The sequence below is a fragment of the Pseudomonas baetica genome (assembly GCF_002813455.1).
Lineage (GTDB): Bacteria > Pseudomonadota > Gammaproteobacteria > Pseudomonadales > Pseudomonadaceae > Aquipseudomonas > Aquipseudomonas baetica.
Window position 1 is genome coordinate 1,162,499 of sequence record NZ_PHHE01000001.1, and the last position, 18,030, is coordinate 1,180,528.

General features: G+C 58.6%; 17 protein-coding genes. 9 read left to right on the top strand and 8 right to left on the bottom strand.

The features are described from left to right. Nucleotides 1-188: 188 nt before the first annotated feature. From ATI02_RS05225 to ATI02_RS05235, 3 genes are all read left to right on the top strand, one after another. The gene (locus tag ATI02_RS05225; protein ID WP_100845654.1) at nt 189-938 is read left to right on the top strand and encodes a hypothetical protein; all 750 of its coding nucleotides are present in this window, start codon (nt 189-191) and stop codon (nt 936-938) included. Nucleotides 939-1,114: 176 nt separating this feature from the next. Continuing rightward, the gene (locus ATI02_RS05230) at nt 1,115-2,329 is read left to right on the top strand and encodes an MFS transporter (protein WP_100845655.1); all 1,215 of its coding nucleotides are present in this window, start codon (nt 1,115-1,117) and stop codon (nt 2,327-2,329) included. 222 nt (nt 2,330-2,551) lie between these two features. Further along, nucleotides 2,552-3,337 (top strand): sulfite exporter TauE/SafE family protein, encoded by a 786-nt coding sequence (locus tag ATI02_RS05235; protein ID WP_095190751.1) that lies wholly within the window; start codon nt 2,552-2,554, stop codon nt 3,335-3,337. A gap of 54 nt (nt 3,338-3,391) precedes the next feature. Here the strand turns inward: ATI02_RS05235 and ATI02_RS05240 are convergent, their stop codons facing one another. Beyond that, nucleotides 3,392-3,862 carry a GNAT family N-acetyltransferase gene (locus tag ATI02_RS05240; protein WP_100845656.1) on the bottom strand — a complete coding sequence of 157 codons (471 nt, stop codon included), beginning with the start codon at nt 3,860-3,862 and terminating at the stop codon, nt 3,392-3,394. 209 nt (nt 3,863-4,071) lie between these two features. On the opposite strand from ATI02_RS05240, the gene ATI02_RS05245 reads away from it, so the two are divergent. Further along, a complete protein-coding gene (locus tag ATI02_RS05245) occupies nt 4,072-4,641 on the top strand; it encodes a DUF4174 domain-containing protein (protein ID WP_100845657.1) in 570 nt (189 codons plus the stop codon). Between the two features lie 105 nt (nt 4,642-4,746). On the opposite strand, the gene ATI02_RS05250 is transcribed toward ATI02_RS05245, so the two are convergent. Both ATI02_RS05250 and ATI02_RS05255 read right to left on the bottom strand, forming a co-directional pair. Beyond that, entirely contained in the window at nt 4,747-5,880 is a 1,134-nt protein-coding gene (locus tag ATI02_RS05250; RefSeq protein ID WP_095190748.1) for an AAA family ATPase, read from the bottom strand. A gap of 428 nt (nt 5,881-6,308) precedes the next feature. Further along, the gene (locus ATI02_RS05255) at nt 6,309-7,556 is read right to left on the bottom strand and encodes an IS256 family transposase (RefSeq protein WP_095191982.1); all 1,248 of its coding nucleotides are present in this window, start codon (nt 7,554-7,556) and stop codon (nt 6,309-6,311) included. A 176-nt stretch (nt 7,557-7,732) separates the two neighbouring features. On the opposite strand from ATI02_RS05255, the gene ATI02_RS05260 reads away from it, so the two are divergent. Both ATI02_RS05260 and ATI02_RS05265 read left to right on the top strand, forming a co-directional pair. Next, complete coding sequence (locus ATI02_RS05260) at nt 7,733-8,062, top strand: DUF6124 family protein (RefSeq protein WP_095190747.1); 330 nt, start codon at nt 7,733-7,735, stop codon at nt 8,060-8,062. A gap of 16 nt (nt 8,063-8,078) precedes the next feature. Then, the gene (locus ATI02_RS05265; RefSeq protein WP_095190746.1) at nt 8,079-8,345 is read left to right on the top strand and encodes a hypothetical protein; all 267 of its coding nucleotides are present in this window, start codon (nt 8,079-8,081) and stop codon (nt 8,343-8,345) included. Between the two features lie 311 nt (nt 8,346-8,656). Here ATI02_RS05265 and ATI02_RS05270 read toward each other — a convergent pair whose 3' ends face one another. Both ATI02_RS05270 and ampC read right to left on the bottom strand, forming a co-directional pair. Then, complete coding sequence (locus tag ATI02_RS05270) at nt 8,657-9,697, bottom strand: IS110 family RNA-guided transposase (RefSeq protein ID WP_100848419.1); 1,041 nt, start codon at nt 9,695-9,697, stop codon at nt 8,657-8,659. Nucleotides 9,698-9,884: 187 nt separating this feature from the next. Next, nucleotides 9,885-11,051 (bottom strand): class C beta-lactamase, encoded by a 1,167-nt coding sequence (gene ampC / locus ATI02_RS05275; RefSeq protein WP_100845658.1) that lies wholly within the window; start codon nt 11,049-11,051, stop codon nt 9,885-9,887. A 160-nt stretch (nt 11,052-11,211) separates the two neighbouring features. Here ampC and ATI02_RS05280 point away from each other — a divergent pair, with 160 nt between their 5' ends. Next, nucleotides 11,212-12,084: a LysR family transcriptional regulator gene (locus ATI02_RS05280; RefSeq protein WP_095190744.1), complete on the top strand. Its 873-nt coding sequence runs from the start codon at nt 11,212-11,214 to the stop codon at nt 12,082-12,084. Nucleotides 12,085-12,214: 130 nt separating this feature from the next. Here the strand turns inward: ATI02_RS05280 and gudD are convergent, their stop codons facing one another. Then, on the bottom strand, nt 12,215-13,558 hold the full coding sequence (gene gudD / locus ATI02_RS05285; protein WP_095190743.1) for a glucarate dehydratase: 1,344 nt from the start codon (nt 13,556-13,558) through the stop codon (nt 12,215-12,217). A 25-nt stretch (nt 13,559-13,583) separates the two neighbouring features. Further along, entirely contained in the window at nt 13,584-14,930 is a 1,347-nt protein-coding gene (locus ATI02_RS05290; protein ID WP_100845659.1) for an MFS transporter, read from the bottom strand. A gap of 354 nt (nt 14,931-15,284) precedes the next feature. On the opposite strand from ATI02_RS05290, the gene ATI02_RS05295 reads away from it, so the two are divergent. Both ATI02_RS05295 and ATI02_RS05300 read left to right on the top strand, forming a co-directional pair. Next, nucleotides 15,285-15,998, top strand: coding sequence for a FadR/GntR family transcriptional regulator (locus ATI02_RS05295; RefSeq protein ID WP_100845660.1), 714 nt, complete (start codon nt 15,285-15,287; stop codon nt 15,996-15,998). 92 nt (nt 15,999-16,090) lie between these two features. After that, nucleotides 16,091-16,321, top strand: a complete 231-nt coding sequence (locus ATI02_RS05300; RefSeq protein WP_095190740.1) for a hypothetical protein — start codon at nt 16,091-16,093, stop codon at nt 16,319-16,321. 118 nt (nt 16,322-16,439) lie between these two features. Here ATI02_RS05300 and trhP read toward each other — a convergent pair whose 3' ends face one another. Beyond that, nucleotides 16,440-17,771, bottom strand: a complete 1,332-nt coding sequence (trhP, locus tag ATI02_RS05305) for a prephenate-dependent tRNA uridine(34) hydroxylase TrhP (RefSeq protein ID WP_100845661.1) — start codon at nt 17,769-17,771, stop codon at nt 16,440-16,442. Nucleotides 17,772-18,030: the final 259 nt, after the last annotated feature.

Genomic DNA, 18,030 nt, shown 5'->3' on the forward strand with positions numbered 1-18,030 from the left:
GGAGTTAACCAGAATTTATAGCGGATGAAACGTTTATTGCAAAAATAAAGTCGGACTAAATGGCTTTGCATGATGCGCCGAAGGTCGGGAAACAGCGCCGACACTGCACTTTTCGGCAATTGGCGGCTCTATCCATGGCCAGGATGCGGTGACTCCCGCCGCACAGGAATGTGCCTGTTCGAGAATTCATGCCGAGAGCTTTTCACCTGATCGCCCGTGTTGTTCATCGCCCGTGCCTGTTGCTGGCCTGTCTGTCGTCGCTGTTTGTCAGCGGCTGCACGCATCAGGACGGCAATGGTTTCATCGCGCAGATCCGTGACGGTCAACCGCAGGAGTTTCTGCAGACCAGCGTTGATCGGATGGCCACGCTGGCGATGCGCGACAACCTCAACAGTCTTTATCGGTTGATGGGCAAGCTGTACCTGCGCAACCCGGACGAGCTGCGCAAATCCGGTTTCCTCACTATCAACACCGCCGTGAAACAGGTACGCCTGGCCATCGAGCAGCAACAGCCGTTGCCGGTGCTGGGCGGCCGCAAGGATCTGGCAGCGCTCAGTTATGCGATGAGCCCGGAGTTTCTCGGTGATCGGGTCGGCGCGTTCATCTATGCCATCGGCAGCATGCTGGTGACCGCCCATGGCAATCGCGTCGAGTTCTACATGACTGACGCGATCAACCCGACGTTCGTTCACAACGCCGCGCGCAACATCGAAAAAGCCACGTGGATTCTGTCCCAGCGCCAGAACAAGGAAGGCCAGCCGCTGCTGTTCTCCAATGAGATTTCGGAGGAGGGCAGCAACCTGAGCTTCGCCACCGAGTTCGGCAAAGTCGTGGCGCGTCTTGATCTGCTTACGCAAATGCTCGATGAGCGTTACCGGCGGATTGGCCTGAATTACGCGCAGAGTCTGCTGTTCCTGAATTTTTTGCCGGTGCAGTAAGTGCGCAGATCCAATGTGGGAGCGAGCCTGCTCGCGAAAGCGATCTTCCAGGCGCTGAATCTCTGACAGATCCACCGCATTCGCGAGCAGGCTCGCTCCCACATTGATCAAATTGTGAGTGGGTTTTTTGTATACAATCCATCGCCACTATTGATCCAAAGGGAGCTGCACCCGTCATGACCGACCCCGCAAGCGCCGATTTCACTCATATCGACCGCGCCGCCCGCGCGGACAAACTGCCCTATGCCGCGTTGCTGGCCTTCGCCATGACCGGCTTCATCGCCATCCTCACCGAGACCCTGCCGGCCGGGCTGCTGCCACAAATTGGCGCCGGGCTCAACGTCAGCGAAGTGCTCGCCGGGCAACTGGTGACGCTGTATGCGCTGGGCTCGATTGTCGCGGCAATTCCGCTGACCGTCGCCACGCGCGGCTGGCCACGGCGGCGGGTGTTGTTGATGACGGTGGGCGGCTTTCTGCTGTTCAACACCATCACCACGTTCTCCAGCCACTACGGCCTGACCCTGGCTTCGCGCTTTCTTGCCGGCATGGCCGCGGGGCTGTCGTGGGGGATCATGGCCGGTTACGCACGTGGCATCGTGCCGGTGCATCAACAGGGGCGGGCGCTGGCGATTGCCATGCTCGGCACGCCGGTGGCGTTGTCGCTGGGCACGCCGGCCGGGACGTGGCTAGGCAATCTGATCGGCTGGCGCGCCTCGTTCGGGATCATGTCGGCACTGGCCTTGGTGCTGGCGGCGTGGATCGTCATCGCGGTGCCGGATCGTCCGGGGCAGACCAGCGCCGAACGCTTGCCACTGCTCGAGTCCCTGCGCCTGCCGGGCGTGCGGCCAGTGCTGTTTGTGGTGCTGACGTGGATGCTCGGGCACAACATTCTCTACACCTACATCTCACCGTTTCTGATGCAGGCCGGACTGGCCGAGCGCGTTGATCTGGTGCTGCTGGTGTTTGGTCTGTGTTCGCTGGTGGGGATCTGGATCATCGGTCTGCTGGTGGATCGCTGGTTGCGCTGGCTGACGCTGATCAGCCTGGCGGTGTTTGCCGTGACGGCGTTGGTATTGGCGCTGATTTCGCCGTCGCCGTGGCTGATCTATGGCTGCATGGCGGTGTGGGGATTGTCGTTTGGTGGCTCGGCGACGTTGTTGCTGACAGCGGCGGCGGATTCGGCGGGCGACCATGTTGATGTGGTGCAGGCGATGCTCACCACGTCATGGAACGTGGCGATTGCCGGTGGCGGGTTGTTTGGTGGGTTGCTGCTGGATCGGGCGGGGGCGATGTCGTTTCCGTGGGCGCTGCTGATTCTCTCGCTGATTGCCCTCGCCACGGTGTGGATCAACCGCCATCACAGTTTCAAACCGGGGCGGCGGGTGCACTGACTCCATAACCTTTGTGGGAGCGAGCCTGCTCGCGAATACGGTGGGTCATTCAACTCATCTGTCGACTGACACTACGTCTTCGCGAGCAGGCTCGCTCCCACAGGTGGAGAATGGTGGTGAGTTCTATATGGCATAACGATAGACCGCATCGATATATGTGGTTATAAGAAAAATCGCTATGCTGCGGGCCAGATTTTCCCTGTCGTTTTTCTGGACGTCTTAATGGAATTGGCAAATTTCGGCCTGGTGATTGCCGGGCTGGTGGTGGGTTTTATTGTCGGCATGACCGGTGTCGGCGGCGGTTCCTTGATGACGCCGATCCTGCTGTGGTTCGGCATCAACCCGGCCACGGCGGTGGGCACCGACCTGTTGTACGCGGCCATCACCAAATCCAGTGGCGTGCTCGTCCATAGAAAGAACAAGAACATCGACTGGGCCATCACTGGCTGGCTGACCCTCGGCAGCGTGCCGGCAGTGGCGATGACCTTGTGGTTCCTCAGCACCCTGCACACCGCGCCGGATGCGATGAACGCCATCATCAAACAGGCGCTGGGCTTCGTGCTGTTCGCCACGGCGCTGGCTATTTTCTTCAAGAAACGCCTGCTGGAATTCGCCCACAAACGCGCCGGCGGCAACTACAACCCGAGCGGTTCGCGGCTCAATGTGATGACCGTGATCACCGGGCTGATCCTCGGCACCATGGTCGCCCTGACCTCGATTGGCGCTGGCGCCCTCGGCACCGTCGCGCTGTTCATCCTCTATCCGCTGCTGCCGACCCGCCGTCTGGTCGGCACTGAAATTGCCCACGCCGTCCCGCTGACCCTCGTCGCAGGCCTGGGCCACGCGAGCATGGGCAACATGGATTGGGGCGTTTTGGGTTTTCTGCTGGTGGGTTCGTTGCCGGGCATCTGGCTTGGCAGTCACCTGACCGGGCGCATCTCCGATGAAGTGCTGCGCCCGTGCCTGGCGACGATGCTGTTGCTGATCGGCTACAAATTGGCGTTTTGATTCCTGCTGACAATTTCCCCTGTAGGAGCATGCGGCAGCTCCTACAGGTTATTGTTATGACGGATTCCGAGTGGTGTATTTCATCACCGTCACCGGCAAGTCTTCGTAAACCAGCTCCTCGACCACCTCCCAACCCAGCCGCGCATAAAGCGATTGCGCCGCATCGGTGTACAGATACAACGTCTGCACGCCTAACGCCTTGGCCTCTTCGACAATCCGATTGACCAGTTGCGAAGCCACTCCGCGTCCACGTTCCTCTGCCTTCACATAAACCCCGGCCAGCCAGGGCGTCAGCTCGGGACGGGTTTTCATGTCGCTGTCGATCAGCAGCGCGCCACCGAGCAACCTGCCGTCCTCAATCGCCACCACCACGCTGGGGATCGCACCTTTGCCGCAGGCTTTGCGCATGCGTTCGGTGCGAGCCTCGAGCGTATCGCCGCAGCGCAATTCACCCCACTCGTTGAAGTTGAGTTCGGCCAGTTCTTCAACAAATTCGGGGCGATCACACAGGTAGTCCATGTGCATGTGGGTGAACTCCATTTCGTGGGCAGAACTGCCACCCTAATGCGCGCCTGCACGGTAATCAAATCGTCGTTACGATTGCACGGGTTCGGTTGCGCAATGCCGGTCCTGACCTAAGCTTCTGACAAGGCGAAACATATTTGCCGGACACAGCCCGGAACAATCGCCGCGATGCGCAATCAGTAGAGCGTGGATATCAAAAGGAGATGCGCATGCTCATCAGGTCACTGACCCTGACACTCTTGCTGGCGATTGCCGGCCCCTTGTTCGCCGCTGACAACGATTCGCCGATTGCCGCAGACATGGGCCGTGCCCGACCGTTGATCGTGATCGCGCAAAGCACCGTCGACACGGTGTGGGTGAGCCTGAAAAAGTCGCTGGAAGACCCCGCCAACAAAAAAGGCGTGGCCGACCGCAACATCAAGGTTTACACCATCCTCAACATGTCCGGCCAGCTCGACGGCAAGGACATGGGCCAACAAGACACCATGGCGCTGCTGCGCTCGTTGAAGCTGGGGGCCGGTGCTTATCCGAAAGTCTTCCTGGTGGGCAAGGACGGCGAGACCAAACTCTCGGCGTCGTGGGATGAGGCGAAATCGGTGGACCTGAAGAAGATCTTCGAGACCATCGACGCCATGCCAATGGCCGAGAAGGAAGCGGCCGCTGCAGCCGCCGCTCAGGCCCCGGCCGCCGCCGAGCCAGAACCGGCCAAAGGTGCAAAAGGCGCCAAGCCGACCAAGCCTGCAAAACCGAGCAAGCCGCCGGAAATGCCCGATGATTGATGGCATGGCCTGAATCAAAAAAATGGGCGACCTCAGCAGGTCGCCCATTTTTGTTATCAGCGCCATAGTCAGGTTCACTGATTGCCTCTGAACTGAATAGTTTTTTTAGTCGTGGGGATGGATGTCTTCAAGCTTGTAAATCAGTACATCTTTGCCGTCTCTGATGACTAATGGGGAATGCGTCGTCAAAACGAATTGGCAATTGGGGAAAGACTCGCCCAATCGCTGGATCAGGCAGTGTTGCCATTCGAGGGGAAAGTGCAGTTCGACTTCGTCAATAAGAACGATGCCGTCGCCATACAGTGGGTTGGTCATTGATGGATTCATCATCGCCAGGCGCCGCGCAATGTCGCCGACCAGCGCCATCAGAGACTTTTCGCCTTGCGAGAGCAGGGCAACATTGAGTGTTTCTCCGTGTTTGTCGATAACCATGTGCAGGTGGGGTTTGCGTTGTACCCGTAAGTTGGCGAAACCCGGCATGAAAGCAGTGATGGCCGAGCGAACGGCTGTCAACTGACGGTCTCGGGAGGAGGCTTTCACGCTGGCGAGGGTTTTCCATGCATCGCTGTCTGTACCAAACTTTTCCGATACCTCTACCAATACACGGTCGGAAATACTGTCCTCGTTTTCGCTGTCCTCGCGGTCGCGAAACCATTCGAAGAATCGGCAAAAATCGGCGCCACCGTTGAAGGTGTTGTCGTAACCGTCGATTTGGTCGAAGGCGATCTTGCTGGGCGTTTTCAGCGCAATCTCTAGAACATTTCGTTCGACTGGGTAATAGACAATCAATGGCAGTGAGGCACTGTCTTTGGCAGTCAGTTGGCTGCGGTAGTGGTCTGCAAGAAGCCTTACTTCGGTTAGAGAGCTATGTGCAGAAGACTCCAGTCCGTCTCGCCTGCGGGCAATACCCCATACGAACAATTCGTTTTCGGAATCGGTATTGAGGATCTTTGCTCGTGGGTGTGTTTGGTCTGTGACGCCAATCGAAATGACGGCTCCAGTGGCGCCCATTCGGATGTCTTCATTGATAAGGCGTTTGCCATTGCCTGAATTGGAACGAATTCTGGCGATCAACCAGCTCAGGCAAATGTTCAGCGATTTCAGAACCGTGGATTTCCCGACCCCGTTACTTCCCAATAGAACCGTGATATTCGACTGGTGTGTCTTGGTAGGGGCAAACAGCATGTCTAAATCGGAGAATCGACCGACATTGGAGAGTTTGAAACTTTTGATGTCCATTGCAACGCCCTATGGGGGTGGTCGGTTTGAGTGTACTGGCGCGCATTATGTTCTTCCCCAGCAACTTGATCCGCCGCAATTTAGATACAAAAAATTCAGTCGCTCCTCAAAATTCGTTGCAGCATATTCCTACGGAAATGTCTGAGGCAAAGGCCTGCGTCTACCGCGGATATTTCCTGCAAGTCGCGGCGGCGTTGGTGAACTGGTGCGCTTTGAGGCCGAGGGATAACCTTCTTTGGCCACTGAAATAAACAGTGGTCGGATGTGGAAGTCCGGGTTGGTCGTGAGCGCATGTGCGCCTGTGAACACATATTGGTGTTTTTTATGCCAACATTGTTTGCTTATGGCAGCTATGCGCAGGAGCGAGCGAGAGTGTCAGATTTTTTGTGTGCGGGCCGGTAATGGCCTGCCGTCAGGCAGGCCGGGTTTTACCAGGTCGGCCTGATAAATCGATCTCCGTACAGAATCGCAAATTGGTTCATCGCACTCTTCCAGTCATGAGCCGCCGAGCCCCAGTTTGCCGTGATGTTACGCAGCCCAAGCCAGATCAGCTTGGTCGCTGCGTCATCCGTCGGGAAGTGGCCCCGGGTCTTGATGATCTTGCGTAGCTGAGCGTTGATGCTTTCGATAGCGTTGGTCGTATAGATCACTTTTCGAATGGCAGGCGGGAAGACAAAAAATGGAATCACTCGATCCCAGGCTCGTCTCCAGGCCGCCACCACCGTTGGGTATTGCTTACCCCAAGGGCCATTTTCAAAGGCATCCAGTGCTTCCTCAGCCGCTTCTGCGTTGATGGCTTGATAGATCGGTTTTAGCGCCTTGGCCAGCTCACGGCGCTTGTCCCACGCCGCGTAATCGAGGCTGTTGCGGATCAAGTGGACGATGCATGTTTGCAGCGTTGTTGCCGGAAATACTGCGCTTAGCGCCTCTGGCATGCCTTTGAGACCGTCAGTCACGGCGATCAGCACGTCCTCTACGCCGCGGGTCTTGAGGTCGTTGAAGACCTTCATCCAGAACTTCGCACCCTCGGTGTTTTCGATCCAGATACCAAGAATATCGCGCGTTCCATCGGGTAAAACACCCAGCGCCAAGTAAATCGCCTTGTTGCGGACAAGGCCTTCTTCTCGGATCTTGACCCGCAGCGCATCGAAGAAAATGACTGGGTACATCGGCTCAAGCGGTCGCTGTTGCCACGCACCAATTTCCTCCATCACCTCGTGCGTGACTGAGCTGATGAAGTCATGGGAAACGTCCGTCCCGTATTGCTCAGAGAGGAAAGCGCGGATTTCTCGAACGGTCATGCCTCGGGCATACATGGCGATGATCTTGTCATCAAAACCGGTGTAACGCCGCTCATGCTTGGGGATCAGAATGGGGGCAAAACTGCCATCCCGATCACGGGGAATCTCCAGCCGCAGCGGGCCATCCCCCGTCAAAATCGTCTTGCCCGTTTTGCCATTGCGCTGGTTGGTTTCATCCTCTGGGCGCTGCGCGCCCGGCGGATACCCCAGGTGGTGACCGAGCTCGGCACTCAATGCTCGCTCAATCAAGGCCTTCTTGAAGGCCGCAGAAGCGTCTTCAATAGCCTCTGCGGTAATCAGCCCCTCACCGAACTCTTCGAGCAGCTCCTTGGGGATTTTTGGTAGGTCACGCAGGGGTTTCTTTTTGGTTGGCATACATGCACCTCTTACTCATGTTATGCCCGAACACAAAATTTCTGACACCCCCGAGCACTCTCGAGTGCACCGGGTTTTTCTCGACCTCCCCGGACTTCCACACCTGCGCAAAGCTGCCACCCTCTCGTGGAAGTGAGTTCGGCAGTTTTTTCTTCAATGTACTGAGGTCTTAACTCATGAAAAAACACACACCGAATCCCCCTGAATCCTCAACCGATTCAGGAACCTTCGACTCCCACAACACACGCCTGCGCCATCCGCATCACCCCGATCCCGTAAGCTACATCTTCACCATCCGCCCCGATATTGATACCCCCACGCTACTGACCCACGCCTGCGAAACCCTCGCTTCTCTCAACGTCCTGACCACCGACATGGCCTGCAAACTGGACGATTCGCAGCGCAGCCTTGCCCTGTCGATTCAGCAATTAGCGGTGGTCGGCGAATTGCTGGTCAACCGTGCGCTGGACAATCTCGATCCGCCGCCAGCCGCGACTCAATATTGAACAGGGAGGTTCATCCATGGCGCGTTACATACCGATCACCGGGATTGACTGCAAAATCCCCTGTCTGCTGATCGACAGCGAAGCCCCCATTGACGTGTTGCACGGCACAGCGGCGTACCGCTTGCGCTGTGTGACGCAGCTGATGGAGAGCCTTTCGCTGGACGAGGGCAAGGGACACGATGCATTGCTGTTGCAGGATTTCGCCCGGGTGCTGGCGATTCCGTTGCGCGATAGCTGTGACTTGATGGATGTCATCGGGTGGCGCTTGAAGGCGCAGCTTTAAGCGCTGAAACGAAAAAAGATCGCAGCCTGCGGCAGCTCCTATGTATGGACTCGCCCCCACTGTCTACCCGTTTTTTGAAAACTGTCGCCCCGTTGCATCTATGTATTAGGCCTATTCGTGGAAGCCGTCTTCGGCCTCTGGCCAAAATTGGAAGAGCTCGTGGCATGCCGATTACAGTCAGGCCTCGAAGGCCAGTAGGAGCTTAGGCATCAATCCACGCCGGTCTTACCTGGGGTCAATTTTTTTCAGCAAAGGGTCGGACAGTCAGTACCTCGGTGGCAGAACTCGGTCGCTCAGTGGCTTATCGTCGCTTACTGACCATTACCAGCATGACGACGATAAGACTGGTCATTCTGTAGAAGCACCCAGACGATTCGTAGGTTGCGGTTGGCTAACCTGATCGCAGCCTCCTTACGGCCCAGTCGGCTCATCCACCGCAACAAGCGGCGGTCATCGGGTTGCAGGGAATCAGGTCGCAGTTGTTGCAGGACCGAATGGGCTCCCTGGATCATCAAGCTGCGTAAATAAACATCACCTCGCTTGGTCATGTCGCCCAGCCGGACCGTCTGCCCGCTGCTGTGCTGGTCAGGCACCATGCCAAAGTACGCGGCAAACTTGCGGGCATTGGGAAACCGCTCAGGGTTGGTTTCCTTGGCCACCAGTGCCGTGGCAATGACTGGGCCAATGCCGCGCACGGTCATCAGTCGCCTCGCTGTCATGTCGGCGTTAGCGGCCACTTCCAGGCGGCCCGTCAACACGCCGATGCGCTCGCCCAAATGGCGCCACTCAGCCAACAGTTCGTCGATCAATTCACGCAGCAGGCCAGGCAGTGGCTGGGTCGCATCTTCCAGTACCCGCGGAATCTTCTGACTGATCGCAACATCGCCCTGCGCCAAGGCCACGCCGTGCTCGAGCAGCAGGCCGCGCATCTGATTGCTGACCGCCGTGCGTCGACGCACATAGCCCTGACGGGCGCGATGCAGCGCTTGCATTGCCAGCGCAGCAACGCTTTTGACCGGTACCGCGCAGATTTTTTCATCGCGACCAGCGCGCAGAATCGCCAGCGCATCGTTGCGATCATTTTTAGGCCCACTGCGGTGTGTGGTCACCAAACCGGCTGGAAGAATCCGCGCCAGATTACCTTTGTCTTGCAACTGCCGGGCCCAGGCTTGAGCTCCCGGACCGGTCTCCATCAAAACCACGACATGAGGCGGCAGCTGTTGGAGAAACTCATAAAACGCCTCACGCGACTTGATCCGCTGTTCATAGCGCACCTGGCCGAGGACATCTTCACCAGCGACCTGAAAGACCTGTTTGGCCAGATCTACCGCCAAAGTTGTGCAGGCCGACAAATCGGAAGAAGACAGGGATTGATCATTCGAACTATGATTTTTCATGGACTCGCCCTCGCTGTCGATGGCTGTTTAGACTGCCACCGTGGCGCATTGACGCCTCGGCTTGGGCGAGTCCATCCAATTACATTGACCGAGTGAAAACCCGATCCTGTAGGAGCTGCCGCAGGCTGCGATCTTTTGATCTTTATTCGGTCAACTGACTGAAAATCTCATGCGCAATCTTCACCCGTTCCGCATTCGGGTAATTCTTGTTCGCCAGGATCACGATGCCCAGATCCTTCGACGGCACAAACGCCACATACGCGCCGAAACCACCGGTCGCGCCAGTTTTGTTGTAAAGCACATTGGCCGGTTCAGGTTGTGGCGGAGTCAGCCACTGAACTTTGTGCGCTTGCATCGCCATTGGCGTCGAGTTGCCGTTCTGCAATTGATCGAGGCTGATCGGGTAGGCATAACGTTCCCAGCCCAGGCCTTGGGTCATGTCGCCAACGGTGTAGTAACCGGTGTGGGTCGCGGCGATGGCTTTTTGCAGCGGCGCTTCAAGGCTGGCCGGTTTGAGGTTGGCCTCGACGTAACGCAGCAGATCCGCGGCACTGGTTTTGATGCCGTAGGCTTCGGAATCCAGCGCGCCCGGGCTGACCCGAACCGGTTGGTCTTGCTTGTCGTAACCCTGGGCGTACAGCTTGGCTTCGGAAGCGGGCACCTTGATGAAAGTGTGCTTGAGGCCCAGTTGCGGCAGCAGGGTTTCGCTCATGGCCTGATCAAACGGCTGGCCCAGACTTTTCGCCGTCAGATAGCCGAACAACCCGAGGCTCGGATTGGAATACAGGCGATGGCTGCCCGCCGGATAATCCGGTTTCCACTGTTGGTAATAGCCGAGCATCTTGTCCGCCGAATCCGCCTCGGCGGGGAATTGCAGCGGCAAGCCGCCGGCGCTGTAAGTACCCAGTTGCAACACGCTGATGTTGTCGAAGGCGCTGCCTTTGAGTTGTGGCCAAAGCTTGCTGGCCTTGGTCGACAGATCCAGTTTACCGGTGGCTTGAGCGTAACCGGCGAGTGTCGCGGTGAAGGTTTTGCTCACCGAGCCGATTTCGAACAAGGTGTTTTCGCTGACCTTTTGCCCGGTGTCTTTCGCGGCGACGCCGTAGTTAAAGTAATGCTGCTTGCCGTTGATGGTGAGGGCAACGGCTAGCCCGGGGATGTTCTGCTGTTGCATCACCGGCGTGACGGCGCCTTTGACCAGTGCTTGCAGCTGTTGCTCGGTTTGCGGTGCGGCCATGCAGGCGCTGGCACCGAAGAACAGGCCGAAAGCACTATAGTAAATGACTTTGCTCGAGTTGATGAATGACATAGATGAACCACTCTCCATGAGTGTTGAGGGTGTTATCCCGCTAGACTGTGGGCAATTGTAATGTTGGGCGGCTGATCAGCGCCGACAATTTAGGCACTCTGGCACTCGTCGACAAACGATGAAATCTCGGATGAGCCATTAGAAAAATTTGGGGCAGGGCATGATTCGACCACAATTGCCGCTCAACGCACTGCGCGCTTTTGAGGCGTCGGCGCGTCATTTGAGCTTCACCCGCGCTGCCGTGGAGTTGTGCGTGACCCAGGCTGCCGTCAGTCATCAGGTCAAAAGTCTTGAGGCGCAGCTCAACGTCACCCTGTTCAAACGTCTGCCCCGCGGGCTGATGCTGACCAGTGAAGGCGAAACCTTGCTGCCGGTGTTGAGCACCTCGTTTGATCACATCGCGCAGATTCTCGAACGCCTCGCTGGCGGACAGCATCGCGAGATGTTGACCGTGGGCGCGGTGGGCACCTTCGCCGTGGGGTGGTTGTTGCCGAGGCTGGCGGACTTTCGGGCGAAACATCCGCTCATAGATTTACGGCTGTCGACCAACAACAATCGTGTGGATGTCGCTGCCGAAGGGTTGGACTACGCGATCCGGTTTGGCGCCGGGGCGTGGCACGGCATTGAGGCAATCCGCGTGCTCGACGCGCCGCTGTCGGTGTTATGCGTCCCGGAGATTGCCCGGCAATTGCACGTACCGGGCGATTTGTTGCAGCAAACGCTGCTGCGTTCTTACCGCACCGATGAGTGGCCGGAGTGGTTTCAGGCAGCGGGCATGGCGACGCAGGCAGCACCGCCGCAGAGCATCGTCTTCGACTCGTCGCTGGCGATGATGGAGGCGGCATTGCAGGGCGGCGGCGTGGCGTTGGCGCCGCCGCTGATGTTCGCCCGGCAACTGGCGGCAGAGGCGATTTGTCAGCCGTTTGCGATCGAGATCACCACGGGCAGTTACTGGCTGACGCGATTGCAGTCGCGGCCGGAGACGGCGGCGATGCTGGCGTTCAAGGAATGGTTGCTACAAATCTCTGGTTAATACAGAGCCCTCTGTGGGAGCGAGCCTGCTCGCGAAAACGGTGTGTCAGTCGACAGAAGTGTTGGCTGTTATACCGCCTTCGCGAGCAGGCTCGCTCCCACAGGGGACAGTGGTGGATTGCAGATCAGGTTCAGCGCACCAGACACGGCCGCTTGTTATCGAACGTCCACCCCGGAATCAGAAACTGCATCGCCACGCTGTCATCCCGCGCGCCCAGGCCCATGCCTTTATAGAGTTCGTGAGCCTTGGCCACCTGATCCATGTCCAACTCGACACCCAGCCCCGGTTTCTTCGGCACCTGCACGCAGCCGTCGACGATTTGCAGCGGTGCCTTGGTCAGGCGCTGGCCGTCCTGCCAGATCCAGTGGGTGTCGATGGCGGTGATGTCGCCGGGGGCAGCGGCGGCGACGTGGGTGAACATGGCCAGGGAAATATCGAAGTGATTGTTGGAATGCGAGCCCCAGGTCAGCCCCCACTCATGGCACATCTGCGCCACGCGCACCGAACCTTGCATGGTCCAGAAGTGCGGATCGGCCAGCGGGATGTCCACTGATTGCAACTGGATCGCGTGGCCCATCTCGCGCCAGTCGGTGGCGATCATGTTGGTGGCGGTTTTCAGCCCGGTGGCACGGCGGAATTCGGCCATGACTTCACGGCCAGAATAACCGTTTTCAGCCCCGCACGGATCTTCCGCGTAAGCCAGAACGTGATGCTGATCGCGGCACAAACGGATCGCTTCTTTCAGTGACCATGCGCCATTCGGGTCGAGGGTGATGCGTGCATCAGGGAAGCGTTCGGCCAAGGCCGTCACCGCTTCGATTTCTGCATCGCCGCTGAGCACGCCGCCTTTGAGTTTGAAGTCCTTGAAGCCGTATTTGGCGTGAGCGGCTTCGGCGAGGCGCACCACCGATTCGGCGCTCATGGCCTTTTCGTGACGCACGCGAAACCAGTCATTTTCGGCGTCCGGTTCGCTGCGATAGGCGAGGTCGGTTTCGCGTTGGTCGCCGACGTAGAACAGATAGCCGAGCATCTTCACTTCATCGCGTTGCTGTCCTTCGCCGAGCAGCGCCGCGACTGGCACGTCGAGGTGCTGGCCGAGCAGATCGAGCAGGGCGGCTTCCAGACCGGTGACCGCGTGAATGGTGATGCGCAGGTCGAAGGTTTGCAGGCCACGACCGCCGGCATCGCGGTCGGCGAAGGTCTGGCGCACCTGATTGAGGATCTTCTGATACGTGCCGATCGCGCTGCCGATCACCAGACTGCGTGCATCTTCCAGGGTCTGGCGAATGCGTTCGCCGCCGGGCACCTCACCGACACCGGTGTGGCCGGCGTTGTCCTTGAGGATGACGATATTGCGCGTGAAGAATGGCCCGTGGGCGCCGCTCAGGTTGAGCAGCATGCCGTCATGGCCGGCCACCGGGATGACGTGCATGGCGGTGATGATCGGGGCTTTGGCGGTGTCGTTTGCGTGCATTGTTTTTATCCTTGGAAACGGGAAGTCAGGCGTGCTTCGGCGTGGCTTCGGCCACCCCGGCAACTGTTGCGGGTTTCGCTGTGGTACGGGCGAAGAACACGATGATCGCGGCGATGATCGAGGTCGCCGCCAAGCCGTAGAGGCCGCCCTGAATCGAGCCGGTGTGTTCTTCGAGCAGACCGAAGGTGGTCGGCGCGACGAAACCGCCGAGGTTGCCGACCGAGTTGATCAGCGCGATCACCGCTGCGGCGATCCGCGCATCCAGATACGCCTGCGGAATCGGCCAGAACAGCGACGACGCGGATTTGAACCCCAGCGCCGCAAAGCAGATTGCGACAAAAGCGAAGATCGGCCCGCCAGTGGTGGACATGAACATCCCCGCCGCCGCAATCAGCAGCGCGGTGGCGACCCACGCTTGCTGGTGTTTCCACTTGGCCGAGAACGTGGCGAAGGCGTACATGCCGATAATCGACAGCAGCCACGGAATCGAGTTGAACAGGCCGACCTGGAAGTCGCTCATCTCGCCCATTTTCTTGATGATGCTCGGCAGCCAGAAGGTCGCGGCGTAGATCGTCAGTTGAATGAAGAAGTAGATCAGGCAGAACAGGATGATTTGCCGGTCCTTGAGCAGTTTGCCTATCGATGGCCGGATCGGTGTGGCGGCTTCGCGGGCCTTTTGCTCGTCGTCGATGGCGTTGACCAAGGCGTCCTGTTCGGCGCGGGTCAGCCATTTCGCATCGTGGGGTTTGGCGTCGAGCCAGAACCAGACGAACACGCACAGACCCACCGAGAACATCCCTTCAATGAAGTACATCCATTGCCAGCCGTGCATGCCCAGCCCGTTGATTTGCAGAAGCAGGCCGGACAGCGGGCCGGAGATCAACGAGGCCACGGCTGAACCACTGAGGAAGATCGCAATGGCTTTACCGCGTTCAACACCTGGCAACCAACGGGTGAAGTAGTAGATCACGCCAGGAAAGAACCCGGCCTCGGCGACGCCGAGCAGAAAACGCAGGATGTAGAAGTGGGTTTCGTTCTGGATGAACGCCATGCCGGCGGCGACCAGACCCCAGGTGAACATGATGCGGGTCAGCCAGATGCGTGCACCGACTTTCTGCAAGAGCATGTTGGAGGGGACTTCGAACAGCGCGTAGCCGATGAAGAACAGACCGGCGCCGAAGCCGTAAGCGGCGGCACCGATGCCCAGATCGTGTTCCATGTGGGTGCGGACGAAGCCGATGTTCACCCGGTCAATGTAATTGACGATGAACATGATCACGAAAAGCGGCAGGACGTGGCGTTTCACTTTCGAGATGGCGCAGGCGAGCGTTGAATCAACGGCCTCATTCATCCCGGAGACGGAGGTTTTCACTTGGTTTTCTCCCACTGATTATTTTTATGCGGGGTACGGCGCTTACTGCGTTGTTGATAGACATCATACAACCTGATTTTTTTGTCCTACAAGTGGGTAGAGCTGATTATTTTCTGTAGATGGGCTTTTTTTCATAGTTTCCTGCGGGCCTATTCAATGAGTGCTGGGTATTTAGGCGGTCATGAACCGTTTGTGCTGCCCAGCAGACATTGCTGATGATGGAAGGATGAAGGCCCTGACATCCACCGATTTTCGTGTTGTCATACAAGCTGGTGGCTGATCAAGCGCCAAATCGTTCGACTCCGTCGCCCGTCGCAATGCTACGATCGGCAAGTCTCGACAGCGGAATAAACCATGCAAGAAGACCTCGACGCCCCCGCCCGCAAACGCTCGCACAACCTGGCCCACGACCTGGTGGAAAAACTCACGCAGAGCATCCTGCTGGGGCAGCTATCACCCGGCGACAAGCTGCCGTCGGAGAATTCCATCGTTCAGGAGCACGGTGTCAGCCGCACGGTGGTGCGCGAGGCGATTTCCAAGTTGCAGGCGTCGGGGTTGGTGGAGACACGTCACGGTATCGGCACGTTTGTGATTGAGCGGGCGCCGGAGCAGGGGCTACGGCTGAATGTCGATACGGCGCTGGGGGTGCGCAGCATTCTCGAGTTGCGCATGGGCCTGGAGACGCAAGCAGCGGCGCTGGCGGCGCAACGGCGTACCGAACAGCAATTGCTGCAGATGCGTCAGGCACTGGATGACTATCAACGCCTGCTGGCCAACAACGACAGCTGCGTCGAGGCCGATCGACGCTTTCATCTGCTGATCGCCGAGGCCACCGGCAATGTCTGTTTCAGCGAGATCATGCAGCACCTGGGCAGTGCGATGATTCCACGCACCCGGGTCAACGCGGTCGAACGCGGGGCGGCGGATTTGACCAAGCTGGGGCAACTGGCCAATCTGGAGCACGAGGCGATTCTGAATGCGATCAAGCGTCAGGATGCGGATGCGGCGCGTGCTGCCATGTGGCTGCATTTGACCAACAGCCGAGATCGATTCAGTGCGCAGGGCTGATCGCCGTTGGTCTGGTCGATAGCACGCTGCGCGCACGCTCGCTTCCAAGTTGTATGGCCCGGGTATTCCGGACCTCCTTGGTGAGGTGCGTCATGGCTAATGATTTGCTGTTTCAGGGTGGTGTGTTGCCTACCGACCCAACCCGCCCGATGCCGGGCACGGATGAGCCAACGCTGGCGGATCACGATGCGCCGCCGGGGATGAGCCCCGGGCATGATCCTCTGAGTGATGCTGAGCGGCCGGATGACTGGAAGGATCCGCCAGCGGCTGACGACGTGCCACCGGCGGATGAGCCGACGCCGTTGTCGGATGATCGGCGCTGACAGGCATTGGATGGATGTGTTGGCTGTCCTGGCCTCTTCGCGAGCAAGCCCGCTCCCACACTGGATTCAGATACGACACAAATCCAATGTGGGAGCGGGCTTGCTCGCGAAGGCGGCCTCAGCCCAAATCCCGCATCAACAACCCGAACCGCAAATCCACCGCATCCGGAATCGGCAAGTAAACCGTATGCCCATCCCCCGGCGCCACCTCGATCGCTTCGCCCTTGAGGTTCTGCAAGTCATGCAGGTCAAAGTGGAAATTGCCCTTGGGCGTCATCAACTCCAGATGATCACCCAGGGCAAAGCGGTTCTTCACCTTGACCTCGGCCAAGCGATCGCGCCGCTCGCCGGTCAACTCGCCGACAAACTGCTGACGCTCCGACACCGAGCTGCCGTTCAAGTAGTTCTGGTACTCGTCATGTACATGACGGCGCAGAAAGCCTTCGGTGTAACCGCGTTGGGCCAGTGATTCGAGATCAGTCATCAGGCTGCGATCAAACTCCCGTCCCGCCACCGCATCATCAATCGCCCGGCGATACACTTGGGTGGTACGTGCGCAATAGAAGTGCGATTTGGTCCGGCCCTCGATCTTCAATGAATGCACGCCCATCCGGGTCAGGTGTTCGACATGCTGCACCGCGCGCAGATCCTTGGCATTCATGATGTAGGTGCCGTGTTCGTCCTCGAAGGCCGGCATCAACTCTTCGGGGCGGTTGGCTTCCTGCAGCAGGAACACTTGATCGGTCGGGGCGCCGATGCCCAGGGTCGGTTCGGGCTGGAATGTCTGAACGATCTCGCCGAGCTGGTTTTCCGTGGCCTCTTGCGCCGAGTATTTCCAGCGGCAGGCGTTGGTGCAGGTGCCCTGATTGGCATCGCGCTTGTTCATATAACCCGACAGCAGACAGCGCCCGGAGTAGGCCATGCACAGTGCGCCGTGAACGAACACTTCCAGCTCCATGCCCGGTACTTGCTCGCGGATCTCGCCGATCTCCTCCAGCGACAGTTCGCGCGACAGGATGATCCGGCTCAGGCCTTGTTGTTGCCAGAACTCGACGCTCGCCCAGTTCACCGTGTTGGCCTGCACCGAGAGGTGGATCGGCATCTGCGGGAAATGCCGGCGCACCAGCATGATCAACCCCGGGTCGGACATGATCAGCGCGTCCGGTGCCATCTCGATCACCGGTGCCAGGTCCTTGAGGAAGGTCTTCAGTTTGGCGTTGTGAGGGGCGATGTTGACCACCACGTAGAACCGCTTGCCCTGCGCCTGTGCCTCGCGAATGCCCAGCGCCAGATTGGCGTGGTCGAACTCGTTGTTGCGCACTCGCAGGCTGTAGCGCGGCTGACCGGCGTAGACCGCATCGGCGCCATAAGCGAAGGCGTAACGCATGTTTTTCAAAGTGCCTGCGGGGGCAAGCAGTTCGGGGGTGGCGAGGGTGGTGGTGGGGATCATGGCGGCATCGGTCGCAAAAGCGCGGCAGCGTAGTGAGATTGCCAGCCGGCTTTATTGATCTGGATCTACGTTTGGGTGGTTTGAGGTTGATCCGTGTAGAAACCGGCAATGTCGTTACCGCCGCGCAAATCGTGCAATTGCTCGTTCGCTGTCTGGCTCGCGCCGATCCGCAACTATGCTCCATGAATAAAGATGGCACTCGCGCACGCTGCGGCGGACTAAGCACCGGGGCGTGCTTGACGCCTGAATGACATGGACC